We start from the raw sequence: 24,980 nt of genomic DNA, 5'->3' as shown, positions 1-24,980 counted from the left end.
GTCAGCGCGGCCAGAGAGGAAGCAGGTCCACGCCTCTTACCACCAGCATATAATTTTTATACGCCCAGTTGACCAGCACAATGGCTGCCCCGATGTAAACCAGCAGTTTCTCATGCCCCAGATAATATCTGGGGTTTTTTGCTGCCCTGGACACCGCAAAGCTCGCCAGTTCGGCCGCCAGCACCACTGCCATATAGGCAACCAGGGGATGGTACCGGATGCTCAGGGGCAGATTGCCTGACAGCAGCGCCCGGAGGGCTCTGGTGCCGCCGCAGCCAGGGCAGTAAAGCCCCGTTAAAAGATGAAACAGGCAGGGAAATCCCTGCCTTATAATTTCTCCGGTAATCCGGCTTATGATGGATGCCATATGCTACAGCACCGCGCGTATCATCTGTTTGATACCGTATTCAGACCGTTCCTGTTCCCTGGCGTCATAGGAAACAGCCCCTTTCTTGAATTCCCCCTCTGTCATCTGGGCAGTGAGGAAGGCAAATTCATCCATTCCGTAGAGTTCAATTACCTCCACCTGGCCAAAGGCACTCTTTACATCCTGCTCCTTATTGCGGTAGGAGCCCGCCACCCTGACAAAGTACCGGAACTGGGCCTGGTCCATGGACTCAATGGTCTGTTTTTCATCTGACCAGCCCATGGGCACGTTCTTTTTAAGGTTCTGGGCCGCTTCGATGATATCAGCCACCACGGCGCTTCCTGTGGGCAGCTTTCCTGCGCCGCTTCCATAGAACATGGAGGTGCCCAGCATATTGCCCTTCACTAAAATGCCGTTGAATACATCGTTTACCGAGTACAGGGGGCTGGCCTTATTAATCATCACAGGAGCCACATAGGCCAGCACCTTGCCGTCCTTTATACGGCTGGTTCCGAACAGCTTCACCGATGTCCCCATCTTCTCCGCATATTTAAAGTCAATATCCGTAATCCGCGTGATGCCCTCGGTGTGGATATCCTCATAATTCACTTCTTTCCCAGTGGCCATGGCCGTAAGGATGGCAATCTTGCGGCAGGTATCGTGACCTTCCACATCCGCCTCCGGATTGCGCTCCGCATATCCCAGGTTCTGGGCTTCCTTGAGGGCATTCTCAAAGGATTCTCCCTCTTTATCCATCTTGGTCAGGATAAAGTTGGTGGTTCCGTTTAGGATGCCTGTAATTTCCTCAATTCGCTCTCCCATGAGGCAGCGGTAAAGAGGACGGATAATGGGGATGCCCCCGCCCACGCTGGCCTCAAAGAAGAAATTCACATGTTTCTTCCTGGCAATGGCCAGAAGCTCCGTACCATGGGCAGCCACCAGCGCCTTATTGGAGGTGACCACATGCTTGCCCGCCATCAGGCAGGCCTTCACAAAAGGATAGGCAGGATTCAGACCGCCCATGGTCTCCACTACAATCTTCACTTCCTCGTCCTGCTCAATCACCTTGAAATCATGAACAATCTTATCAGCCACCGGACTGTCCGGGAATTCCCTTAAATCCAGTACATACTTTAACTCCACTTCCTGCCCTGCCTGGACCGCGATTACATCCTTGTTCTTGTCAAGTATCTCCGCCACGCCGGAACCAATGGTACCATACCCCATAACTGCTGTCTTAATCATAATCTTCCGCTCCCTGTGTTTTATTCTCCTCTGACATCAAACGGCACGCCCCGCCATCACTCCCTGGCAAGTATCTTGACGTAATGGATTCCGTCCAGTACTTCCAGTTCCTCTATCATGCTGGATACATTGCCTGTATTCTCCCTTACCTCCACGCTCAGCGTAAGCGTAGCCACGCCGTTGACCGGGATGCTCTGGTGGATGGTCAGGATATTGGCCCTGTACACGGCTACCACATGAAGCAAATCGCTGAGCAGCCCCTGTTCATCGTCCATCTGCACCACCAGGGTGATGGTCTTTCCCTTGGTGTTGTCATAGAAGGGAAATATGTCATCCTTGTACTTGTAAAAAGAACTCCGGCTGATTCCCACCTTGTCCGTGGCTTCCTGCACCGTAATGGCCCGTTCTGTCTCCAGAAGCTTCTTGGCCTCCACAACCTTCAAAAGAACCTCAGGCACTGCTTTCTGCTTTACCACAAAGTATTTGCTTTTGTCTTCCATTGTCCAATCCTTTCGTAGGTCTGCGCGTATGTCCGCATTGGAAATACATCTGTGCTCATGAGGAAGATATTAACATATTTTTATTTTAAATGCAACTGTTTTTTCTCTAATTTCCCCCTGGATACAAATTTAAATACACCAGCTTATAATAGCTGGTGTATCACCATGGCTGCCTCTATACAACAGACAGAACAAAGAATCTATTTTATAATCGTTCCTCATAATAATATTTAATCTTGGGCTCTGTCCCTGATGGACGCACGCAACACCATGCATCGTCATCCAGTTCAAAGTATAACACATCCGACCTGGGAATACCATCCCCCAATCTGTGCCATGTTCCTGTCCTGCAGTCCAAAATGTTTCCTGCAAGATAATCCCGCATCTTTCTTACACGCCTGCCATTCATGGTCCTAGGGGGATGTTCACGCAAACCAGCCATCATCAACCCAATCTCTCTCGAACCATCCGCGCCTTCTTTCACCTCTGTCCGGAGGCAGCTCTGATAATGTCCATATTTTTTGTATAATTCCATCAGGCGTTTCCACAGTGAACTGCCCTGCTGCCTGTAGTACGCTGCTGCCTCACACAAAAGCGCTGCTGCTCCGATACCATCCTTATCCCTGGCATAGGTTCCGGTCAGACATCCAAAGCTTTCCTCGAATCCAAATATAAAGGTATGGCTCCCTTTCTCATGGAATTCCTGAATCTTCTCTCCAATATATTTAAAACCCGTCAGCACTTCAATCACGTCCACACCGTATTCTTTTGCTAAAGGAATGACCATATTGGTAGTGACTATTGTTTTCACAACCGCGCCATGTTTCGGCAGGATACCCAGCCTCTTCTTCTGGTTCAGTATATAATCACATAGGAGGATGCCAGTCATATTTCCGTCCAGGGCATAATAACTTCCGCTCTCATATTCTTTTACATAAGCCCCAAGACGGTCTGCATCAGGATCTGTTGCCAGCACCAGGTCTGCATTTACTTTCTTGGCCAATGACAGAGACATTGAAAACACATCCGGTACCTCTGGATTTGGAAATGCAACAGTGGGAAAGTCTCCATCCGGTTCAGCCTGTTCCTCTGTAACATAGACCATATGGAACCCCATATCTTTTAAAAGCCGGGTCATCGGCTTCAGACCGGTGCCATGTAAGGGTGTATATACGATTTTAAACTGATTTGCCATTAACTCAATGGATTCAGGATGCAGGCTGAGCCTTTTTATTTCCCTGAAATAATCCTGTTCCACTTCCTCCTTGATTTCACAGTACAATCCAGCCTTCCGGGCAGTCTCAAGCTCCATGGTCTTTGCATACCTGCAATCCTGTATCTTTTCGATTTCCTGCATTATATCCATGTCCCTGGGGGCTGTAATCTGTGCGCCGTCCTGCCAGTAGACCTTATACCCATTATACTCTGCCCCATTATGGCTGGCTGTAATCATGATTCCTGCAATACAGCCCAGTCTTCTTACCGCAAAGGAAAGTTCCGGCGTGGGACGCAGGGAATTAAAACAATAGGTCACAATCCCATTGGCATTCAGGCACAGGGCTGCCTCGCGGCTGAAGTCCTTTGAACCATGCCTGGAATCATATGAAACCGCCACGCCCTTCCCTGCCGCGCCTTGCTTCTTTATATATTCAGCCAAACCCTGTGTAGCCATTCTCACCGTATAAAGGTTCATCCGGTTGGTCCCTGCCCCCATTTTTCCGCGGAGGCCGCCGGTGCCAAACTTCATTCTTTTTCCAAACCGGCTTTCCAGCTCATCCAGGTCGCCCGATATAGCCCGAAGTTCCTTTTTAGTTTCCTCATCAACATAAGGGGCTTCCAGCCATTTTTTGTATTCTTCCAGATATTCCACTGCTCTCCGCCCCTTTATCTGACTCCCATATAATCCCATATCTTAGCTAACGGAGACTTTGCCAACGCAATCACCCGGTCAGCCGCACCGTAATACATGTAAACTTCCTCATCACGGAGTAAGGCTCCGCAGCTGAATACCACATTAGGATAGAACCCTTCCAGCTCATAAGGCGCCTCAGGTTCCAAAACAGGCTTCTCGCTGACTGCCAGAATCTTATGTGGGTCCTGGGAATCCAGCAGGACAGCGTTCATACAGTACCGGTTTGATTTTTTATCTGCTCCGTGATACAGAACCAGCCACCCCTTGTCCGTTTTTATGGGAACTGCACCTCCCCCATTGCGTGCTCCATCCCATTCATAGCGTGGAAGCCTTAAGGGCTCATGCTCTCCCCAGTGATAAAGGTCCAAAGAAGCTGCTATCCACATCTGCGCCATTCCAATCTGACGCGGGACAGGACGCGTCAATGCGTAATATTTCCCCTGAATCAGGTCCGGAAATATTGTCACATCCCGGTTTTCCGTCACAAAGATAATCCCCTTTTTCTCAACCGTGCAAAAATCCGTAGTTGTTGCAAGAGCCGTGGTAATTCCATTACAGGACACCGCTGTATAGTTGATATAATAGGTACCTCCAAGGCGCGTAATCCGTGCATCCTCTGTTCCAAACCCCTCCAACTCGCAATCCGGCTGGATAAATGGTTTTTCATCCACAGAAAAGTGGACTCCATCCCTGCTTCTCGCCAGCCGCAAATGGGATATGGACGTAAGATAGACATATGTTCCCTTTTCTTTATCAAATACCTTTCTGGGGTCTGAAAAATCATACTGGGGATTTTTCAAATTGAGTTCTTCAGTACCAACTTCCCATCTGCTGTTTTCCATCTGCTTCAGTGCCGGTACCGTGATATAACCTTCCCTCATAACAGACGGTTTTTCCGCCACACGCAGAAGAAGCAATATTTCACCCTCGTATTCTGCCACCCCTGCATTAAATGCGCATACTACTTCAAAATCCCCTCTGGACGGCTTTACCATTTCCGGTGTAATAAGAGGATTGCTTTCTTCTCTGATAAATGGTGTCATCATGACATAAACTCCTTTATTTTAATACAAACTGTATTCCTTTAGTAAAATTCTTGCGGAATATGATAAATAATATAAGGATAGGCATGGTTAGAATTACAGTTCCAGCATACATGGGACCGGGATAGGATGCGTATGGACCGAACATCTGAGCCAACAGAACATTGATGGTCTGCATCTGAATATTTTTTACTGCTATCATATCCCAAAGCAGTTCAACCCACCGTTCCATAAATAAAAACAGAAAAATAATGGTTGTAATGGAGCTGCTCATGGGCAGCACAATTCTTCTGATAATCGTATAAGTACCTGCCCCGTCAATCCTGGCTGCCTCAATAATTTCATCCGGCAGGGCCTTGAAAAAATTAGTATACAAAAACACTGCCCACAGACTCAATGCTTTTGGAATAATCATTGCCGCATACGTATTATAAAAATGCAGGTTCTTTACCACTAAAAATTGCGGAATCAGCAATATCATGGTCGGGAAAAACATCTGAAACATAATGAACCCATCTACCTTTTTGCGTCCCTTAAAGTTAATTTTAGCCAGTGCATATGCAATCATCACCCCGAACAGCATCATAAGCAGGGTGGATGCCGTAGTCACAAACAAACTGTTGAAGAACGCTTTAATCCAGGGCTTTGTGGCGACTCCCTGCTCTCCGAAAATCAGCCAGCGGTAGGATCGCAGTGAAAAATGCGATGGAATGAAACCTTTATCAACCTCATCCCAGGGGGCCAGCGAATTAAAAACCATATACAGATACGGATAGAGTGCGATACACAGAAGTATAGCTCCAATCAGATACACAACAGCTGTTTTTATTGTCTTTTTACCACGCATTGCTCTTCCCCCACTTTTCCAGAATCTTGCGAATCAGTCCAATTGACAGGAATGTGACCATGGCCGCCATGATTGCCACAGCTGACCCGTATCCTGTATTCAACTTATTAAACGCTTCATCATAAATCTGAAGAACCCATGTTGTTGTAGCGCCGTCAGGACCGCCGTTTGTCAGCAGATAGGGCTCTGTAAAAATGTGGAAAACCACACCGGTTGCCAATATGGCAACCGTGTAGAATGCCGGGTACAAAAGCGGAAGTGTGATTTTAAAAAACCGCTGCCAGCCGCTGGCACCATCCAAATCCGCTGCCTCGTATACATCAACAGGAATGCTTTCCAATCCGGATTCTATAATCAGGGCATAGTATCCGGAAAACTTCCAGACCATGATAAGAGCAATCACCATTGGTGCGAGCACAGAAGAATTCAGCCAATTAATATTAATTCCGAATACATGCCTAATCCAAGCATTAATACTGCTGTCATAGCTCAAGAGTCCACGCACGACAACAGAGGATGCAACACCGGAAGCCAGATACGGCAGGAAGAAGCCAATGATAAAAACCGTTTTGAATTTAGGAATATGATAAATAACCAACGCTTCTACCATAGAACTGATAATCACAACCGGCACAAATAACAGGAAAAACCTATATGTTGCGAAAAAAGCCTTATGAACTTTTGCATCTGATACCGCTTTTACAAAGTTGGTAACTCCTACATAACTGTAACGGGGAGAAATCAGGTTCCAGTCTGTAAATGCAAGATACAAGGTCCATATAAGCGGTATCAGAAAGAATACCGCCCCAAATAATATGTACGGCGACACCAGAAGCCAGCCAATACGGTTTTCCCCTCTCTTTATTCTATAACCATTGTTCCCTCTCAATCTTCTGGACATGTCTGACCCTCCCAGTCAAATATATAGACAGCTACTTTTTTAATATCCCTTCTATTTCAGCTTTTACTGCCTCCCATGCTTCCTCCGGTGTCTTTTCTCCATTCAGCACAGGAACCAGCCCTTTTTCACCCAATGCAGTATGGGTTTCCACATAGCTGGCATTGTCAATAGCCGGGACAGCATTGCTTACATTCTCAGCAAAAGGAACCAGTTCAGGAGCCCCATCAAATAATTCCTTAAATTCATCGTTTGATATCAGGTTATCCTGAGCAGGAAGCAGGTATGTGGTATCCATCCATTCTGCATCGTGCGCACCATCTGTATAAACCCATTTAATGAATTCATATGCAGCCTTCTGCTGCTCTTCCGGTACCTGCGAGTATATCACAACTCCTTTATTATCCGACATTGTTTTAACTTCATCTGTAGGCACGCCATCAGGAACAGGCGCACTAGCCACTGCATAATTGGTCCCATATACTAAATCCGGATATTTCTCATGCATAGCCTTAAAGCGGAAGGGCACAAACTGTGTGGCCAGTGATATTCCTGTTTCAAAGGGGTCCGTTACCTCCTGCGCCAGAAGATACCCGTTCTTATTCATCTCATCGAAAAAGCCATATACTGCCACAGCAGCCTCGTCATCAGCCACCAATGTATTATTTTCTATGAATGCGTTTCCCTGGGATGCACCGATATACAATGTGAGATAATCCCACCAGCGCTTATACCAGGAAGTGTTGGTAAATGCATTGCTTGCCCAGACAAATTTCTCAGGATACTTCTCTTTAAGCGCCTTTCCCACCTCATACACTTCAGAATAGGTCAAAGGTGCCGATTCAAAGCCAAGCTCTTTTAAAAGGTCCATTCTCCATAAAAACATACTTGGATTAGAAAACATAGGGAGCACATATTGATGTCCGTCGCCAAATTTCCATGACTCCATCATGGATGCCATATCGCGGCTGGTCACAACCGCATCGAATCCCTCAAATGAATCAAAGGGAACCACCGCCTCTGCTTCGGCCAGCTGTGCGGCAAACCCGCGGAACACATTTTCACTGGCTGCCGGAGCAGTACCGCTGGCAATGGCCGACTGTATTCCCGCTTCTGAAGATGGTGATTCCGGCATTGCGCTTACTGTTACATGGATATTTGGGTTTACCTCCTGGTACTGTGCTGCCATGCTTTCCCAGAATGCCTGCTGGGATACCTGTGGCGCAGACCAGAATTCAATTTCCACCACTTCCCCCTTGCCGGCCTCACTCTGTTCCTCTGACACATTCACAGTTTCTTTCGCATCCTGGCTGTCCTGCGTTGAGGTTCCGCTGCATCCTGCCATAGCAGTGGACACCATTAATACCATTGCTGTTGTTCTTAACCAATTCCTTTTCATTTGGTTACCTCCTTTGAATATGATAATCCTTAATAATTCACATGAATAAACTAAATAATTAATTTAAATTGGACAACTCTTTTACTATATAGCTGTTTTTACCAATTACCACTGTGAATTATTTAGTGCTTTAAGACAACTATAATAAATTCCAGTTTGTTTGTCAAGTTATTTTTATCATTAATTAATATTAATTATAATGTTATTTAATGTTAAAAACCACTAGCAATTTAAATGGAAATATTATATACTATATCTATCAAGTAATTTACAGGAAAAGTGGTGTAGAATCATTTATGAGAAAAAAGAAAATAGCGATGAAAGATATTGCAGACGCCCTGCATGTATCTGTCAATACAGTATCCTTAGCTCTAAATAACAAAAACGGTATCAGTGAAGATACCAGGCAGGCCATCATGCAAAAGGCCAAGGAATTAGGCTATACGCTTTCCGCGCCATCCCTGCCCATACGCAATATAGCCTTGCTGCTCAACAAACGGTATTTAAAAAGTCTTTCCTTCTATTCCCGGGTTGTCTATGGTATTACGAATTACGCGAACCAGAATAACTTTAATGTGATTGTTGACTTTTTTGATAACAGCAGGCCAATCATACCCCAGTCCATTGCCGCCGGCAGTGTTGAGGGGATATTAACTGTAGGGAATATATCCACGGAATATATCAAACTTTTAAACGGAACAAACCTTCCTCTGGTTTTAATTGACTACACTGACTATACGCTTTCTACTGACAGCGTAGGCACACAGAACCTTCAGGGCGGATACCGTTCTACAGAATACCTGATTCGTAAGGGACACAGAAATATCGGCTTTGTGGGAGATATCCACTATTCCAATAACCTGCGGGAACGTTGGCTGGGTTTTTGTAACTGCATAGCTGACCATCAGGATATCCAGGTCTGTCAGGAACACCGGAACTATTCCATTCTGTCAGCCATTGCACCCGCTGTCATTCATAAAGATTACGCTTCGCTTACGCACCTGATTCAGTCCCTCCCAAAACTGCCAACAGCGTGGATATGTTGCAATGATGAAACCGCAGTCAGCATGTATCAGGCCCTGGATGCCCTGAACATCTGTCCGGGCAGGGACATTTCCATCATAGGCTTCGATGATGTGGAAAACGCCACCCTTGTGCAGCCCACCCTGACAACCATGCATGTCCCTAAGAAACAAATGGGTGAGACTGCCATCATGCGCTTATGCAGCCGTATTGAGGACCCGTCTCTTCCTTTACAGTATATTACCTTACCTGTTTATCTGGTAGAACGCGATTCTGTGCTTAACCTACAATAAAAGCCGTTGCTGCTGGGTCTATTATTACGGCTCAGCAGCAACGGCTTATTGGTCTGATAAATCAATATAAAATTTATTCTTCTTCTCTTTCATTCTTATCCGGGCATCCCAGGCTCATCCAGCGAAGATAGGCGCTGATAAAGTTGTCAATCGCCCCGTCCAGCACAGCGTCCACATTGCCGCTTTCCTCGCCTGTACGGTGGTCCTTGACCATGGTATAGGGCTGGAGCACATAGGAACGAATCTGGCTTCCCCATCCTATATCCTTTATATCCCCGCGGATTCCCGCCGCCTTGGCTGCCTGTTCCTCCTGCTTCACCATAAGGAGCTTTGCCTTCAGCATCTGCATGGCCTTCTCCTTGTTCTGGAACTGGGAGCGCTCATTCTGGCAGGTTACCACGATTCCTGTGGGAAAATGGGTGATTCGTATGGCTGAGGACGTCTTATTGATGTGCTGTCCGCCGGCGCCGCTGGAACGGTAGGTGTCCACGCGGATGTCATCGGGATTCACGTCAATGTCAATATCCTCCTCTATATCCGGCATGACATCGCAGGACACAAAGGATGTCTGGCGCTTGCCTGCGGAGTTAAAGGGCGATATGCGCACCAGGCGGTGCACCCCATGCTCGGAACGCAGGTAACCATAGGCATTCTCGCCGTCAATCTGCACGGTGACGGATTTGATTCCCGCCTCCTCACCGTCCAGGAAATCCAGCACATGTGCCTTAAATCCCTTGCTCTCTGCCCAGCGGCAGTACATGCGGTAAAGGATGCTGCACCAGTCGCAGGACTCGGTGCCTCCTGCCCCTGCGTTCAGACGCAGGATGGCGTTGTTGGAATCATATTCCCCGGAGAGCAGAAGCTTCATCCGCATGTTCTCCAGTGTTTCGCTGAACTGTTCCAGCATCTCCTCAATCTCAGGAATCAGGGAGGCGTCATTTTCCTCATAACCCATCTGAATCATTACCTGGATATCCTCATACTGCTGTTCCAGCGCACGGTAGGTATCCACCTCATCCTTCAGGTTCTTGGACTCCCTGACCATCCTGGTGGACTGTTCCGGGTCATCCCAGAAGCCAGGCTCCTCCATGGATTTATCTAATTCTGCAATTCTCCTGACCTTGTTATCCAGGTCAAAGTGAATCCCTCACTTCCACTAATGGTTTGTCATACGTTGATAACGTATACTTAAAATTATCTAACTCTACCACAGCTTCACCCACTTTCAATCTATATTTTGCGAGCCCCTGCTCAGGGCATTTCCATGATTATATGCAGTCATTCTCATACAGTCATTTTCATAAAGGCCGGTGTTCAGATGATATCACACCGGCCCTGATATTACGTTGATTATTTAATTCTTCCGTGGCACTGTTTGTACTTCTTGCCGGAACCGCATGGGCATGGGTCGTTGGGGTATATCTTCTGCTCCACACGCTTCTTAGGCGCGCTCGGGGAAGATGCATCCTTGTTTGTGCCTGTTACCTTGGCAGCCGGTTCACGCTCCACCTTCTGCTCCACACGGATATGGAACAGAATCCGGATTGTCTCCTCCTGGATGGAAGCCATCATGGACTCATACATCTCATAACCCTGCATCTTGTATTCCACTACCGGGTCCCTCTGGCCGTATGCCTGCAGGCCGATTCCCTCCCGCAGTGCATCCATGTCATCCAGATGCGCCATCCACTTGTTGTCAATCACCTTCAGCAGGACAACCCGCTCAATCTCACGAATCTGCTCCGGCTCCGGGAACTCAGCTTCCTTTGTCTCATAAAGCTTGATGGCCTCTTCCTTCAGGTTGTGCTTAAGCTCATTTTTCTTCATGGACTTCTTCTGCTCATCGGAAAGACTTACCGGTTTCAGCGGAATGACCGGAAGAAGGAGGTTATTCAGTTCCTGTAAATCCCACTTATCCGGGGTCTGGTCATCGGATACGGAGATATCCACTGCGTTCTCCACAATGTCGGTAATCATCTTAAGGACAAGGTCGCGCATATTGTCCCCATCCAGAACCTTGCGGCGCTCTGCATAGATAACCTCTCTCTGCTCATTGTTGACCTCGTCGAATTTAAGGAGCTGCTCACGGATACCGTAGTTGTTGCTCTCTATCTTCATCTGTGCCTTCTCAATGGCGTTGGACAGCATCTTATGCTCAATCTGCTCGCCCTCCGGCACGCCCATGGCCTCAAACATGGCCATAAGACGGTCTGAACCAAAGAGCCTTAAAAGGTCATCCTCCAGGGACAGATAGAACCGTGACTCACCCGGGTCTCCCTGACGTCCGGAACGTCCGCGCAGCTGGTTGTCAATACGGCGTGACTCATGACGCTCCGTACCGATGATTTTAAGTCCTCCCAGGGCCTTGGATTCCTCGTCCAGCTTAATATCCGTACCACGGCCAGCCATGTTGGTTGCAATGGTAACAGAGCCATGGATACCTGCATCTGCTACAATTTCAGCCTCCAGCTCATGGAACTTGGCATTCAGTACCTTGTGGGGAATTCCCTTCTTATTCAGCATCTTGCTCAGAAGCTCGGAAGTCTCAATGGCAATGGTGCCCACCAGGACAGGCTGTCCCTTTTCGTGTGCCTTCTCCACCTCTTCCACAACTGCTTTGTATTTTTCGTTCTTTGTCTTATATACCGCATCCTCCATGTCCTTACGAATCATAGGCCTGTTGGTGGGGATGACGATAACGTCCATGGCGTAGATGTTACGGAACTCCTTCTCCTCTGTCTGGGCAGTACCCGTCATACCTGCCTTCTTCGTGTATTTGTTGAAGAAGTTCTGGAAGGTTACGGTAGCCAGGGTACGGGACTCACGGCGCACATTCACATGCTCCTTTGCCTCGATTGCCTGATGGAGTCCGTCGGAATAACGGCGGCCGGGCATGATACGGCCTGTAAATTCGTCTACAATCAGAACCTCATCGTCCTTCACAACATAATCCTTATCCCTGAACATCAGGTTGTTGGCGCGCAGGGCCAGGATAATGTTATGCTGAATCTCCAGGTTCTCAGGGTCTGCCAGGTTCTCTATATGGAAGTATTCCTCCACTTTCTTAACGCCCTGCTCGGTCAGGTTGACTACCTTATCCTTCTCATCCACAACAAAGTCGCCGGTCTCCTCAATCTCCTCGCCCATGATGGCATCAATCTTGGAGAATTCCTTGGACACGGTGCCTCTCTCCAGCTGGCGGGCCAGCACGTCGCACACCTCGTACAGCTTGGTGGACTTGCCGCTCTGTCCGGAAATAATAAGAGGCGTCCTGGCCTCGTCAATCAGCACAGAGTCAACCTCATCAATGATACAGTAGTCCAGGTCGCGCAGCACCAGCTGCTCCTTGTAGATAGACATGTTATCACGCAGGTAATCGAAACCCAGCTCATTATTGGTCACGTAAGTGATATCGCAGGCATATGCCTCCTTACGCTGTTCGCTGGTCATGTCGTTCAGTACAACACCCACGGTCATGCCCAGGAATCTGTGCACCTGGCCCATCCACTCGGCATCACGCTTTGCCAGATAGTCATTGACCGTTACAATCTGAACTCCTTTTCCCTTCAGTGCATTCAGGTATGCGGGACAGGTGGATACCAGCGTCTTACCTTCACCAGTACGCATCTCGGCAATACGGCCCTGATGCAGTACGATACCGCCAATCAGCTGTACCGGGAAATGCTCCATATTCAGGGTTCTTCTTGCTGCCTCACGAACCGTGGCAAATGCCTCCGGCAGAACATCATCCAATGTGGCGCCTTCCGCAAGCCTTTCTCTAAAGATTCTGGTCTGGTCACGCAGTTCCTCATCTGACATGGCCATCATCTCAGGACGCAGCGATTCAATCTTTTCCACGATTGGCCTTATCATCTTCAGTTCTCTTTCACTGTGAGTCCCGAACACCTTTTCAATCAAGTTCATGGTATACTCTCCTAACTTCTTCCTATATAATAGAAACTAATTTTCAACCAGCGCCCGTATCTGCAGCATATGCCTTACCGTCTATTATCTGCCTGCTGATTCCCGTCTATTCCTTACCATTCCATAATGCCTGTCTGTTATGGACTTTCCGGATAAATACTACAAATACTGCGCCTATGATACAATCTTACTTATTGTAGCACTTGGGAAAGATTAATTCAACGGGTTAATGAAAAATTAACATTTTGTCCATATACTTAATAATTCCACGTTGTTTTACAGAATATTCCCATCCCTATTCCGCCCATTGCCCTTTAGGGCTGTTTTCCCCGCACTTATGGTCAACCAAGCAGATTGCACAAAAAATGTGTTCGATTTTTTACCTGTCCACAATATCCCCAGAAGTTTATGCACATTACCCCCAAAGTTATCCACATCACAGTTTGTCCATTTTACGGCAAAAAATAGTTATACACCAACTTATCCACATTATCCACAAGTTTATAACTTTTCATTTGCACTTCCCTTTCCGACTTTAGATTTATTTTATTTTTGTACACTTCTGATAAACTTGAAAAGTACGGAAGAAAAAACATGGTTTTCTCTTGACATTTCAAGGTTTCTGCTATTAGGAATGCAATAGCTATTTACAGCATTTGAATCGAATTTTTATAAAAAATTAAGATAAATTGTTAAACAATTCTTAGGTTGCGATTGTAATTTTGCAATAAATATGATATAATGTCACTATCCCAAGAAAAGGAGTTGATGTTTATGCGTTATACCATAACAGGACGAAATATTGAGGTAACTCCAGGTTTGAAGGCTGCCGTTGAAAAGAAGATTGGCAAGCTGGAACATTTCTTCACTCCGGACACCGAAGTAATCGTAGCGCTGAGCGCACAGAAAGACAGACAGAAAATCGAGGTGACTATCCCAGTCAAAGGCAATACCATCCGTGCGGAGGAATCCAGCTCCGATATGTATGTATCCATTGATTTGGTAGAGGAAATCATTGAGCGCCAAATCCGCAGATATAGAAAGAAACTCATTGATAAGAAGCAGGCCGCCATCTCTTTCTCCCAGGCTTTCATAGAGGAAGAGGACGAAGTACAGGATGACGAGATTCAGATTGTTAAGACAAAGAAGTTCGCCATCAAACCAACCATTCCGGAGGAGGCATGTCTCCAGATGGAGATGCTGGGACACAGCTTCTATGTATTCCTGAACGCAGATACAGACCAGGTGAACGTTGTTTATAAGCGTAAAAACGGAACCTACGGGCTGATTGAACCGGAGTTCTAGGTTTCCGGTCTTCACGTAAAAACAAAAGTAATAATAGGGACAAGCCGGCAGGACCGCTACATGCGGCTGCCGGCTTGTCCCTATCCGTCTGATTCTGTATTATCCGTCCTCAACCGGTAAATCGGTTCATGAAATCAATCCCTCTCCCACCAATATATGCCTCAGTTTCTCAGTCTCATCTTTGTCCGCTTCCAGCATGGGCTGGGCGCATTTTCCTTCCATGGAAATCCCCCTCAATACCATGGCTTTCTTTATAATAGGAACAAACTGTTCCGCCACTGCGTACACTGCCATAAGGCGGTCAATCCTTGTCTGGCATTCCCGCAGAAGCCGGAAATCTTCCTTTCTGGCTGCCTCTGCAAGCTTTGAAGCTGCCTCAGGCGCAAAATTAGACAGTCCTGCAATGCATCCGTTCCCTCCGCTTATGACATTGTGAGTAAAGAATTCATCGAAACCTGAATATACCATGAATTCCGGATATTCCTGCTTCACGGTCTGTATCAATGCCCTGGTATGCCCCATCACATCCACAGTATCCTTTATACCAACAATATTCGTTCTGCGCCGTACCAGTTCCAGAACCACCTCCGGTTTCAGGTCATAACCTGTCCGGGCCGGAAAATTATACAACAGCACCGGACCATCCAACCGACCTGCCAGGGTATCATAAAAATTCAATACCGAACTGTCAGGCAGGTTAAAATAATATGGCGAAATAACCATAACCCCATCCGCCCCTCTGTCAAGGGCAAAACGCGACAACTCCACACATTCCTCAAAGACTGTTCCGCCGGTGCCCACGTACACGGTAACCCTGTGGTTCACATAATCCAGGGCATCCTGAATCATCTTCTTTTTCTCTTCCAGGGGAATGGCAAAAAACTCGCCAATACTTCCCAATATCAGAATTCCATCCATTCCGCCCTCTATGAGCCAATCGTAAATCCTTTTATTGGCTTCCATATCCACATGCCCTTGTTCGTCAAATGCAGTCACTGCAGGCGTTATATATTTTGCATCCATCAATAGCATCCTCCTCTACGTTTCATACCCTGCCCCCTCCATGGCAGACAGGGCGTTCCTGGTATACCGGCCAAAGACTCCTCTGCGGACCGGCTGCGGCCGTAATCCTTCCTTTCTTCTCTCCTCCAGTATCTTCCCTGCCTCCTGAGGCGTTATCTCTGCCCCCTGAACTCCTACCAATTCAAGACTGCGGCTGTTCACGCTGTAGGCTATTATGTCTCCGTCTTTCACAAATGCCAACGGCCCGCCTGCTGCTGCTTCCGGTGAGACATGGCCAATTGCAGCACCCCTGGTTGCCCCTGAAAATCTTCCGTCTGTAACAAGGGCAACCGAGCCATTTAAATCCTCATCGCATACAATTGCTTCCGTCGTCATAAGCATCTCGGGCATACCGCTTCCTCTGGGGCCTTCATACCGGATTACGATAATATCCCCCTTATGGATTTCCTTTTTCACAACCGCCTGGTAGGCATCTTCCTCGCAGTCATAAACCCTGGCAATCCCTTTATGCTCCCTCATCTCCTTTACACATGCCGCATATTTAATCACAGCTCCGTCCGGGGCGATATTTCCCCGCAGGATGGCGATAGACCCTTTCTCCCCGGTATCCCCAACCGGAAAGATTACCTGCTCCCGTTTCAGACCGCAGTTGCTGAGATACCCGGCGTATCTCCCGAAAAAGCCATCCCGCTCCAGGTCATCCAGATTTTCCCCAAGGGTCTTCCCGGTGACTGTCATTACATCCAGGTTCAGCATATCCTTCAGCTCCAGCTCCACCCTGGGGACACCGCCTGCAAACCAAAACGCTTCCGTCAGATGCCTGCCGCTGGGAGTAATGTTTCCTATATGGGGCACCTTATGGTTAATCTCATCAAACATCTCAGGAAGAAGTTCGATTCCCAGCTCCCTTGCAATGGATGTAAGATGAATAACACCGTTGGTAGACCCCCCGATGGCACTGTGGACAATCATAGCATTCTCAAACGCTTTTCCGGTCATAATTTGGCTGGCGCTGATTCCCTCTCCCACCAGCTTCATGATAAGCCGGCCGGCCCGTCGGGCCCATGAAAGTATATCCCGCATGGTTGCCGGCATAAGGGCCGAGCCCGGCAGTGCCAGCCCCAGGGCCTCTGCCATGCACTGCATGGTACTGGCGGTTCCAAGGAAGGTGCAGGCTCCCACCGAAGGACATCCCGTCAGCTTATAATCCCGGATTTCCTGTTCTGTAATGGCGCCCTCCCGCTTCTGTCTCAGGGATATATCGCCGGCTTTCAGGGACGTGGTCATTTCCGGCCCGTTTCTCATACTGCCTCCCGGTATGAAAATCGCCGGGATGTCAAGCCTGGCCGCGGCCTTAAGCTGGGCAGGTATTGACTTATCACAGGAGGAGGACAGTATCATTCCATCCCAGGGATACACCCGGCCGTGTATCTCTATCATATCGCATATGGCCTCCCTGGATGCCAGGATATAGTTCATGCCGTCATGTCCCTGGGCACAGCCGTCACAGATATCCGTGGTATGATACTGGGCGGGAAATCCGCCTGTTTCAAATACGCCGTATTTAGCCTGTTCCATAAGCCCCGACAGATGCACGCTTCCGGGATGGCTGTCCCCAAATGCATCCTCCAGCAGAATCTGGGGTTTCCTTATATCCTCCTCATCCCATCCGCTTCCCATCTGCAAGGCGTCAAACTGCGCCCAAAGCTCCCTCTGGGGCGCGCTTTTCTGCTTTATATCCATCATCCTGTCACCTCTCCTGGTTCTTCCCATATTCCTTTAAATCCTCTGCCTTAATCCATGTCACATCCACGGGATATTCCTTATTGATTTCCTGGCCGTTCACTGCATCAGACAGCTTGTCCACCAACAGGCTGCCGATGGCTTTACTGTTCTGGTCCACGATTCCGGTAATCAGGCCCTCGTCCACTCCGGCCGCAAGCGTGGGTGAATAGTCAAATCCGTAATGATATAAGATTCCTTCCCGCTTCTGGGACCTTATGGCCTCCATGGTCCCGGTTATGACCGACTCGGTCCCCAACGTAAATACGGCCCTCAGGTCCGGATATGACATTATTTGAGTCTCCAGCTGCTCCCTGGCCCTTGAAACGCTTAAATCGTTGATAATCCACTGGCACCATGTAAAATGCCCGGCATCCTCGCCCATAGCTTCATCAAATCCATCCTGCAGGCCCCTATACCGCTCCACCATATTCTGTGCGGAACCGCTGTAGGTGACGGTTGTCAGTTTACCTTGGGTTATACCCCTGTCTTTCAAATCCAGGGCCCCCTGTTGACCCAGCCGCTTTCCGGCCTCGTAATTATTTGTCCCGATATAGGAAAGACGGTTGCTGTTGGTTCTGATATCCGTGTCATAGGTGACCACCTTAATGCCGGCCTCCATGGCTTCCGCAGCCTTCACATCAAACATTTCAGGCTCCAGGGCCGCCATGGCAATTCCATCCGCTTTCTGGTCAATGGCCTCCTGGACCATTTCAATCAGCTTCTGGGGTCTTGAGGAATCTCCGGGCTGGCCGGACTTCACCACCAGCCGGACTCCCCTTTCCTGCGCCCTTTGTTTGGCACTGTCAATCAGGGGTTTCCAGTACGGACCTTTTTCATTCAGAGTAATCAGATATAAGGTCCGCCCATCCCCATTCCCGGTTCCTGTGTTCCCCCTGATACTGCACCCCGAAAGACAGGCGCCCACGGCAGCGAGCAGGCAGGCTGTCAGCCACAAATTCCATCTCATTCTGAGTTTCATACAGATTCTTCCTTTTTCTTCCTAAAATAGTCCATCACAATGGCTGCCAGTATCATAAGTCCTGTCACTGCCTGCTGGCCGTAAGTGTTCAGGCCGGCTACAGCCATTCCGTTTTTAAAAATCTCTATAATCAGAAGGCCTACAAAAGCCCGTTCCACGCCTCCTGCACCGCCTTCAAAGCGGATTCCGCCTATAATAACTGCGGCAATGGAATACGCCTCCAGTCCCATGGCCTCACTGGATGCCCCCACATTCAGATAGGACATAAGGATGACCCCTGCTATTCCGGCCAAAGCCCCCTCCGTAAAGTACACCTTGAGAAGATGGCGTTTCACCCGGATGCCCGCCAGACTGCTGGCTTTCTTACTGGAGCCAACAGCATAGCAGTAACGGCCGAATATCGTATATTTCATCACCAGCACCACTGCCGCCCCCAGGACCAGGAATATAAGAAAGTTTGAATATATCATGCCGCCCAACAGGTTTGTATTGGATATGCGGTAAAACCAGGCCGGAAGCCCGCCTATAAGGATTCCGCCTGTAACCATCTGCGTCAGACCGCGAATCATGTAGTTGCTGCCAACGGTTACAATAAACGGCTTCAGCTCAAACCGCGTAATCAAAAAGCCGTTTAAAAGTCCCCAGGCGCCTCCGCACAGAATACCGGCCGCCACGCACACCACCGGATGGACTCCATGAACCGCAAGATATGCCGCCGCGGTCCCGGCGCAGGCTGTAATGGCGCCGCATGACAGGTCAATACCTCCTGTAATCATAAGCATCGCCATGCCCAGCGTGGCGACGCCCAGCACCGGTATGGAACGAAGGAAGTTGGACAGATTCCCCCTGGTTGCGAATACAGGCGAAATATACGAAAATACCGCAACCAGAAAAAGGAGCAGGCCAATCATCCAGTACTCCGACATTCGTTCTTTCCAAGCCATGTTCTTCCTCTGCATCATGACACCTGCCCCTTTTCATTTGTAATAACCGAGCGCCTTCGTCTACGGGGATAATAACTTAAGTTTATCAGAGAACCGGGATTTTATCAATGCAGCATTCGCTTCAGCAACTCCAGGTACCTCTCATTCTTCAGACAGTTCTCCAGCTTGAATGCACCGGCAATACGTTCCAGACTGTCTTCCCCGTATCCTTTAAAGCGCCTGGCATAGGCGGGCTGAAGCATGGCTCCCGCGTATCCGTTCAGGACTCCGTAGTTCATAACAAATGCATTGGAGGCCTTGTCAATCCGCGTTTCTCCTATCACATCCAGTATATAGTCAGCCAGCATACGGGATTTTTGTCTTCCTTCCGCTACGCCTGCGTAATCAGCCACAAAATTTTCCGCCCCGAGAATCCGCTTTTGTTCCTGGACCGGCTGGATGATTTTCATGTATTCGCTTTCCGGATTCAGGAATACCCACCCCATAACTCCCGGGTCCTTATAAGTCCATGTAGTCCAGTGGATGCCGTATGTATTGTAGATGTCAAGCTGGTCCTCCATGGATTTGAGCCGGTCAGGTATTTCCTCCTCATACCCATGGTACTGGGAACCGAACTCTCCAACCCACAGGGGCACATGATGTTTCATGGCATACCGGGTTCCCTGGTGGTCCAGGAATGCATTTTCCTGCCTGTTCCTGTCCCAATAAATCCCGTCATAATATCCCGGATACTTACCCGGACCATACCCCGGCGGGATATAATTATGGCTGCTGTAAACCAGATTCTCCTCAAAGGGAGCGTCGAGGCCGGCAAAATCCCTGGAATAATTGTCACCCTCCAGGAAAAGGATATGCCGTTTATCCACCTTCCTTATAGCCCCTGCAATTTCACGGTACAGCCGGTTGATGGCATCCCAGTCAGATTGGTAGAATTCATAAAAGTCATATGCATGTTCGCCGGTGGGCGTGCCTGTGGACGGTTCATTCATAATGTCATATCCGGCCACCACGCTCCTGTCCCTGTACCTATCGGCAAATACCTCCCAGAGCGCAATGATTCGTTCCTGGAAATGGCGGTATTTCCACAGCATGACCGCCCCCCGCTCGTTATCGCTGTGCCAGTGGCAGTTCTGCCAGCCGGCCAGGGCATGCATATCCAGGATTACATAGATTCCTTCCTGCTCACAGGCATCCAGTATACAGTCCAGACGTTTGAATCCTTCTTCCTTATACACAAACGGGTTCATGTCGTCCTCAAAATGTCTGTAACTCAGTGGAATACGAATACAATTTGCCCCTGTCTCCCGGATGAATCTGATGTCATCCCCATTCAGGAAATTATCCAGCACTGTTTCAAAAAACAACTCAGCCTTGCCCGCTCCCAGCGCTTTTGCCATCTCCCGTTTCATACCGCTCTCTGTTCCGGGATACCCGTTGATGAAATCCTCCATATTCATCCATCCGCCTGCGCAGGTTCCCCTAAGGTAGACATCTGACCCTGACTGGTCTGTAATTTTTCCATTTTTCACTTGCAAAAAGTCCATATTCTCTCCTCCTTAACCCTTCTTCCCACTACGGCCACAGTTCCACCTGAGCCGCCAGGGGTTCTGAATCCATCAGCCGGCAGCTTCTGGCATCCGGCTGGCTTCCCCCTGCAAACACACTGAACCGGCGGCCGTCCGGACGTCTGTCCCCGTTCTGGTCCACCACATAAAAAGCAGCAGCCGGCAGACAGACATTCACCGTCCTTTCTTGTCCGGCCTCAAGTCCCACTCGCACAAACGCACATAAAGAATGATTTCTGACTGCCAGAGGGGAATCCAGATTTTTTACATAAACCTGTACAACCTCTTCCCCATACAGATTTCCGATGTTTTTCACTGTAACTGACACATGGACGTTTCCGTCCTCACCGGGTAAACATACCAGGTCCCTGTATTTGTATCTGGTATAGGAAAGACCGAACCCAAAGGGATAAAGCGCCTCCCCCTCCATATACCGGTACGTCCTGTTCTTCATGCTGTAGTCTTCATAGGGCGGCAGTTCATCTTCCGGCTGATAAAACGTAACAGGCAGCCTGCCCGATGGATTGCTCTCACCAAAAAGTATCTTTGCAACGGCAGTCCCTCCTTCTGCTCCGGGATACCATGCCTGGAGAATTGCCTTTACACAGTCAGCCTGGGCCAGCCATTTTAAATCCATGGCGCTGCCTGACATATTTACCACCACAAGCGGTATACCCGTCTCAATCAGGGCCTCAAGCATACATCTCTGGGATTTAGGGAAATCCAGCGAAGGCTTATCCGCCATGCTCACTGCCTCGTCAAAACGGTTCCCCAAATCCTGCTGTTCTCCCTCATAGCGCTCATCCAGACCGATACACACAATGGCAATCCCGGCTTCCTTTGCCGCGGTCACTGCCTCGCTTATACGGTCGCCCGGCAGGGCCAGTCTTTCCACCTTCTCCTTCATGGTATGGCAGCCTTCTGAGTAGAAGATTCGCGTTTCCTCTCCCAACAGGTTTTCAATCCCTTCCAGAACCGTCACATACCGCGGGGCTGTTCCGTGGTAATTCGCAATCAGCGGCCAGCGGCTGTCCGCATTTGGACCAATCACTGCCAATTTCCTCAATTTCCGGTCAAGGGGCAGAATGCTGTCGTTCTTAAGAAGCACCATGGATTTCTCCGCTGCCTTAATGGCCAGCTTGCGGTGCTTTCTGCATCCCACTGTTTCATAAGGAATATTGTGATATGAACATTCAGGGTCAAACAGCCCCAGCCTAAGTCTGGTGCGCAGGGCGTGCACTGCTGCCTGCGTAATATCCTCTTCTGATACCAGCCCCTTTTCACAGGCGCTTAAAATATGCAGGTATGTGTTGCCGCAATTGATGTCGCAGCCATTTTTTAAGGCCATGGCTGCCGACTCCGCCGCTGTCTCCGTCACCTGATGGTTTTCATGGAAATCTTTTATTGCCCAGCAGTCTGAAACAAAATAACCGTCAAAATTCCATTTTCCCTTAAGGATGTCCTGAATCAGGGTTTTACTCCCGCAGCAGGGTTCCCCGTTGGTCCGGTTGTAGGCTCCCATGACGCCTTCCACCTTCCCCTCCTCAACACATGCCTCAAATGCAGGTAAATAAGTCTCCCAAAGGTCTTTTTGGCTGACCCTGGCATCAAATTCGTGGCGTTTCTCCTCCGGACCGCTGTGCACGGCAAAATGCTTTGCGCATGCAGCGGCCAGTAGATACTCCCCATCCCCCTGGACACCTTTTATAAATCCCACGCCCAGTCTTCCGGACAGATACGGGTCCTCCCCAAAGGTCTCATGACCTCTGCCCCATCTGGGGTCACGGAAAATATTCACATTGGGAGACCAGAGTGTAAGCCCTTTATAGATATCCCTGTCCTCCCGGGCCGCATATGCATTATATTTGGCTCTGGCTTCCATACCAACCGCAGCGCCTATTTCCTGCATCATATCCTCATCAAACATGGCTGCCATCCCAATGGCCTGAGGGAACATGGTAGCTGTTCCAGCCCTGGCAACTCCGTGAAGTCCTTCATTCCACCAGTGATATCTGGGTATGCCCAGGCGGCTGATGGCCGGCGCGTCAAACCGGAGCTGGGAAGCCTTCTCCTCCAGCGTCATCTGCCCCACCAGTTCCCTTGCTCTTTTTTCAAAATCCATTCTTGCTTTCCCCTTTCCTTAACCCTTGACTGCTCCCTGTGTCAATCCATTCACCACCTTTTCCTGTGCGAAAAAGTACAGAAGGATAACAGGAAGGGAGCCCACCAGAATCGCGGTGAGAACCGCCGGTATATTAACGGACTGCATACCGTAAAATTCCCGTATTCCTAATGGCAGGGTCTTTTTCACTGAGCTGGTAATCAGTACATTGGCATTGATGAACTCATTCCATATATTCAGGAATGTGTACACTACAATCGTGGAAATGGCCGGACCTGATAAGGGAAGTATAATATTCTTAAACGTACCCACGATGCTGCACCCGTCAATAATGGCTGCTTCCTCCAGTTCCTTCGGTATCTCCTGGAAAAACTGGGTTAATATGAACACAGCAATGGGTATGTTGTAGCTGACATAGGGACCCACAAGACCGGTCAAGGTATCCGTCAGACCAATACTGCTCAAAAGGGTAAATGTGGGAATCAGGGTCGTATGCACCGGTATCATCATCCCCGCGATAATAACAAAATACAGCAGGTTCTTTCCCCGGTAGCGCATTCTCGCAAATGTAAAGGAAATCATGGAAGAAACCACTACAATGATGAACACGCTGATTGCGGACACAATCACACTGTTGAGGAAATACCTCAGGAAGTCCGGCTTCAGAATCATCTGGTAATTGCCCAGGTACGGCTCCTTGGGCAGCATCCAGATGTTGGTAAGGTATTCTCCCATTCCTTTAAAACTGTTGATGACCAGAAACAGAAAAGGAAAGCCTGTGATTAGGGCAATGACAATGCTGATTATGTATAGAACCGTATGCTTTACCCTTCTTTTTAACAATACGCCCATATTATGCCTCCTCCTTATTTCTGGTGATATACAGGAACATACACGCTATGGCAAAACACAGGATAAACATGCTGGCTGCAATTGTGCTGGCATACCCCATGCGGAACTCCGTAAATCCCTTCTTATACATATATGTGGCCATGAGTTCTGTATCCTTATTGGGCGCTCCGCCCATCATTACATAAAACAGGTCAAAATACTTAAGGGAACCAACCAGCTGCAGCACTGCGGCAGAACGCAGCGTTGGCATAAGCAATGGCAGGGTAATCCGCCAGAAACACTGGTTCCCGTTGGCACCGTCTATTTTGGCCGCCTCATAAATATCCGTGGGGATATTGGTCAGTCCGGCCTTTAATATAATCATGTAAAAGGGAATGAACTGCCAGCATATGACAAACATAATGGAAGGCATGGAAGAGCTGCCCTCCAGGAAAGCAATGCTCTTCATTCCAAGCTTCTGCATGAGATTGGCCATAAGGCCGAAATATGGGTCATAAAACAGTATCCACATGATACCTGTCGCCACGGTGGAGAGAAGCATGGGCATAAAGAATACCGTGCGGAAAAAACGGGTTCCCTTTAATTCCTGGTTAATCAGCAGGGCCAGAAGCAGTGCTCCCGGAAGCTGGATTGCCACGGATACAATCACCAGGATTACGTTATTCTTCATGGCATTCCAGAAAAATGAATCCCCAAGCAACTCAATATAATTTCCAAGGCCGATGAAGGTCCTGTTAGCGCTGATTCCCTTCCAATCCATGAAGCTGTAGAAAAATGTCCTGGCAATTCCCACCACATTGAATGTACCGTAAAAAAACAGGGCGGGAATCACAAACAGCGCTATGATTCCAATATGTTTATTTCTTCTGCTCATATGATTTCTCCTTTTAACAGAGCTTTATCCGGAATGAGGGCGCTGTTTGCAGCACCCTCACATACCGAAATCAATTTATG

General features: G+C 48.5%; 20 protein-coding genes. 2 read left to right on the top strand and 18 right to left on the bottom strand.

Features of this window, described 5'->3' with window-relative positions:
• Position 1: 1 nt before the first annotated feature.
• From FGS84_RS18835 to FGS84_RS18800, 8 genes are all read right to left on the bottom strand, one after another.
• A complete protein-coding gene (locus FGS84_RS18835; RefSeq protein WP_138309966.1) occupies positions 2-367 on the bottom strand; it encodes a DUF2752 domain-containing protein in 366 nt (121 codons plus the stop codon).
• Between the two features lie 3 nt (positions 368-370).
• Complete coding sequence (locus FGS84_RS18830; protein ID WP_138309965.1) at positions 371-1,612, bottom strand: homoserine dehydrogenase; 1,242 nt, start codon at positions 1,610-1,612, stop codon at positions 371-373.
• 56 nt (positions 1,613-1,668) lie between these two features.
• Positions 1,669-2,112: an ACT domain-containing protein gene (locus tag FGS84_RS18825; protein ID WP_002566467.1), complete on the bottom strand. Its 444-nt coding sequence runs from the start codon at positions 2,110-2,112 to the stop codon at positions 1,669-1,671.
• Between the two features lie 205 nt (positions 2,113-2,317).
• The gene (locus FGS84_RS18820) at positions 2,318-4,021 is read right to left on the bottom strand and encodes a phospho-sugar mutase (protein WP_138309964.1); all 1,704 of its coding nucleotides are present in this window, start codon (positions 4,019-4,021) and stop codon (positions 2,318-2,320) included.
• Entirely contained in the window at positions 3,997-5,070 is a 1,074-nt protein-coding gene (locus tag FGS84_RS18815) for a glycoside hydrolase family 130 protein (RefSeq protein ID WP_243130015.1), read from the bottom strand. The genes FGS84_RS18820 and FGS84_RS18815 overlap by 25 nt, the downstream gene beginning before the upstream one ends.
• Before the next feature lie 13 nt (positions 5,071-5,083).
• The gene (locus FGS84_RS18810) at positions 5,084-5,914 is read right to left on the bottom strand and encodes a carbohydrate ABC transporter permease (protein WP_138309963.1); all 831 of its coding nucleotides are present in this window, start codon (positions 5,912-5,914) and stop codon (positions 5,084-5,086) included.
• Positions 5,904-6,815, bottom strand: a complete 912-nt coding sequence (locus FGS84_RS18805) for a sugar ABC transporter permease (protein WP_138309962.1) — start codon at positions 6,813-6,815, stop codon at positions 5,904-5,906. The genes FGS84_RS18810 and FGS84_RS18805 overlap by 11 nt, the downstream gene beginning before the upstream one ends.
• A 31-nt stretch (positions 6,816-6,846) precedes the next feature.
• A complete protein-coding gene (locus FGS84_RS18800) occupies positions 6,847-8,211 on the bottom strand; it encodes an extracellular solute-binding protein (RefSeq protein WP_207671131.1) in 1,365 nt (454 codons plus the stop codon).
• A 296-nt stretch (positions 8,212-8,507) separates the two neighbouring features.
• Here FGS84_RS18800 and FGS84_RS18795 point away from each other — a divergent pair, with 296 nt between their 5' ends.
• A complete protein-coding gene (locus FGS84_RS18795; protein ID WP_171042676.1) occupies positions 8,508-9,527 on the top strand; it encodes a LacI family DNA-binding transcriptional regulator in 1,020 nt (339 codons plus the stop codon).
• A gap of 73 nt (positions 9,528-9,600) precedes the next feature.
• Here the strand turns inward: FGS84_RS18795 and prfB are convergent.
• Together prfB and secA are read right to left on the bottom strand one after the other, a co-directional pair.
• Positions 9,601-10,738 (bottom strand): peptide chain release factor 2 gene (gene prfB / locus FGS84_RS18790; RefSeq protein WP_138309960.1). Its coding sequence is split into 2 segments (ribosomal slippage): positions 9,601-10,662 and positions 10,664-10,738, totalling 1,137 coding nucleotides; the frame shifts between segments, so codons are not numbered across the junction.
• A gap of 139 nt (positions 10,739-10,877) precedes the next feature.
• Positions 10,878-13,451, bottom strand: a complete 2,574-nt coding sequence (gene secA, locus FGS84_RS18785) for a preprotein translocase subunit SecA (protein ID WP_138309959.1) — start codon at positions 13,449-13,451, stop codon at positions 10,878-10,880.
• 774 nt (positions 13,452-14,225) lie between these two features.
• On the opposite strand from secA, the gene raiA reads away from it, so the two are divergent.
• Complete coding sequence (gene raiA, locus FGS84_RS18780) at positions 14,226-14,756, top strand: ribosome-associated translation inhibitor RaiA (protein WP_138309958.1); 531 nt, start codon at positions 14,226-14,228, stop codon at positions 14,754-14,756.
• 126 nt (positions 14,757-14,882) lie between these two features.
• Here raiA and FGS84_RS18775 read toward each other — a convergent pair whose 3' ends face one another.
• The 8 genes from FGS84_RS18775 to FGS84_RS18740 all read right to left on the bottom strand — a co-directional run bounded on the left by FGS84_RS18775 (position 14,883) and on the right by FGS84_RS18740 (position 24,900).
• Complete coding sequence (locus FGS84_RS18775) at positions 14,883-15,779, bottom strand: dihydrodipicolinate synthase family protein (RefSeq protein ID WP_138309957.1); 897 nt, start codon at positions 15,777-15,779, stop codon at positions 14,883-14,885.
• Positions 15,780-15,794: 15 nt separating this feature from the next.
• Positions 15,795-17,525: a dihydroxy-acid dehydratase gene (gene ilvD, locus FGS84_RS18770; protein ID WP_138309956.1), complete on the bottom strand. Its 1,731-nt coding sequence runs from the start codon at positions 17,523-17,525 to the stop codon at positions 15,795-15,797.
• 4 nt (positions 17,526-17,529) lie between these two features.
• Positions 17,530-18,543, bottom strand: a complete 1,014-nt coding sequence (locus FGS84_RS18765) for a sugar ABC transporter substrate-binding protein (protein WP_138309955.1) — start codon at positions 18,541-18,543, stop codon at positions 17,530-17,532.
• Positions 18,540-19,505, bottom strand: a complete 966-nt coding sequence (locus tag FGS84_RS18760) for an ABC transporter permease (RefSeq protein WP_138309954.1) — start codon at positions 19,503-19,505, stop codon at positions 18,540-18,542. Before FGS84_RS18760 ends, FGS84_RS18765 begins: the two co-directional genes overlap by 4 nt.
• 86 nt (positions 19,506-19,591) lie before the next feature.
• A complete protein-coding gene (locus tag FGS84_RS18755; RefSeq protein ID WP_138309953.1) occupies positions 19,592-21,031 on the bottom strand; it encodes a glycoside hydrolase family 5 protein in 1,440 nt (479 codons plus the stop codon).
• Between the two features lie 28 nt (positions 21,032-21,059).
• Complete coding sequence (locus FGS84_RS18750) at positions 21,060-23,174, bottom strand: glycoside hydrolase family 3 C-terminal domain-containing protein (RefSeq protein WP_138309952.1); 2,115 nt, start codon at positions 23,172-23,174, stop codon at positions 21,060-21,062.
• An 18-nt stretch (positions 23,175-23,192) separates the two neighbouring features.
• Complete coding sequence (locus tag FGS84_RS18745; protein ID WP_138309951.1) at positions 23,193-24,026, bottom strand: carbohydrate ABC transporter permease; 834 nt, start codon at positions 24,024-24,026, stop codon at positions 23,193-23,195.
• A gap of 1 nt (position 24,027) precedes the next feature.
• Positions 24,028-24,900 (bottom strand): sugar ABC transporter permease, encoded by an 873-nt coding sequence (locus FGS84_RS18740; protein WP_138309950.1) that lies wholly within the window; start codon positions 24,898-24,900, stop codon positions 24,028-24,030.
• Positions 24,901-24,980 lie beyond the last annotated feature (80 nt).

It is taken from the genome of Clostridium sp. 1001271st1 H5, assembly GCF_005845215.1.
Classification (GTDB): domain Bacteria; phylum Bacillota; class Clostridia; order Lachnospirales; family Lachnospiraceae; genus Enterocloster.
Note: the sequence above shows the minus strand (reverse complement) of the source record. Positions and strands in the feature narration are given on the sequence as shown.

What these genes read in the sequence shown, in the direction of transcription:
- ilvD (WP_138309956.1), bottom strand. Translation starts at nt 17,525, where the DNA reads ATGATGGATATAAAGCAGAAAAGCGCGCCCCAGAGGGAGCTTTGGGCG.
- FGS84_RS18805 (WP_138309962.1), bottom strand. Translation starts at nt 6,815, where the DNA reads ATGTCCAGAAGATTGAGAGGGAACAATGGTTATAGAATAAAGAGAGGG.
- FGS84_RS18765 (WP_138309955.1), bottom strand. Translation starts at nt 18,543, where the DNA reads ATGAAACTCAGAATGAGATGGAATTTGTGGCTGACAGCCTGCCTGCTC.
- FGS84_RS18800 (WP_207671131.1), bottom strand. Translation starts at nt 8,211, where the DNA reads ATGAAAAGGAATTGGTTAAGAACAACAGCAATGGTATTAATGGTGTCC.
- FGS84_RS18820 (WP_138309964.1), bottom strand. Translation starts at nt 4,021, where the DNA reads ATGGGATTATATGGGAGTCAGATAAAGGGGCGGAGAGCAGTGGAATAT.
- FGS84_RS18815 (WP_243130015.1), bottom strand. Translation starts at nt 5,070, where the DNA reads ATGATGACACCATTTATCAGAGAAGAAAGCAATCCTCTTATTACACCG.
- FGS84_RS18795 (WP_171042676.1), top strand. Translation starts at nt 8,508, where the DNA reads ATGAGAAAAAAGAAAATAGCGATGAAAGATATTGCAGACGCCCTGCAT.
- FGS84_RS18760 (WP_138309954.1), bottom strand. Translation starts at nt 19,505, where the DNA reads ATGATGCAGAGGAAGAACATGGCTTGGAAAGAACGAATGTCGGAGTAC.
- FGS84_RS18775 (WP_138309957.1), bottom strand. Translation starts at nt 15,779, where the DNA reads ATGGATGCAAAATATATAACGCCTGCAGTGACTGCATTTGACGAACAA.
- raiA (WP_138309958.1), top strand. Translation starts at nt 14,226, where the DNA reads ATGCGTTATACCATAACAGGACGAAATATTGAGGTAACTCCAGGTTTG.
- secA (WP_138309959.1), bottom strand. Translation starts at nt 13,451, where the DNA reads ATGAACTTGATTGAAAAGGTGTTCGGGACTCACAGTGAAAGAGAACTG.
- FGS84_RS18810 (WP_138309963.1), bottom strand. Translation starts at nt 5,914, where the DNA reads ATGCGTGGTAAAAAGACAATAAAAACAGCTGTTGTGTATCTGATTGGA.
- FGS84_RS18745 (WP_138309951.1), bottom strand. Translation starts at nt 24,026, where the DNA reads ATGGGCGTATTGTTAAAAAGAAGGGTAAAGCATACGGTTCTATACATA.
- FGS84_RS18825 (WP_002566467.1), bottom strand. Translation starts at nt 2,112, where the DNA reads ATGGAAGACAAAAGCAAATACTTTGTGGTAAAGCAGAAAGCAGTGCCT.
- FGS84_RS18755 (WP_138309953.1), bottom strand. Translation starts at nt 21,031, where the DNA reads ATGGACTTTTTGCAAGTGAAAAATGGAAAAATTACAGACCAGTCAGGG.
- FGS84_RS18835 (WP_138309966.1), bottom strand. Translation starts at nt 367, where the DNA reads ATGGCATCCATCATAAGCCGGATTACCGGAGAAATTATAAGGCAGGGA.
- FGS84_RS18750 (WP_138309952.1), bottom strand. Translation starts at nt 23,174, where the DNA reads ATGGATTTTGAAAAAAGAGCAAGGGAACTGGTGGGGCAGATGACGCTG.
- FGS84_RS18740 (WP_138309950.1), bottom strand. Translation starts at nt 24,900, where the DNA reads ATGAGCAGAAGAAATAAACATATTGGAATCATAGCGCTGTTTGTGATT.
- FGS84_RS18830 (WP_138309965.1), bottom strand. Translation starts at nt 1,612, where the DNA reads ATGATTAAGACAGCAGTTATGGGGTATGGTACCATTGGTTCCGGCGTG.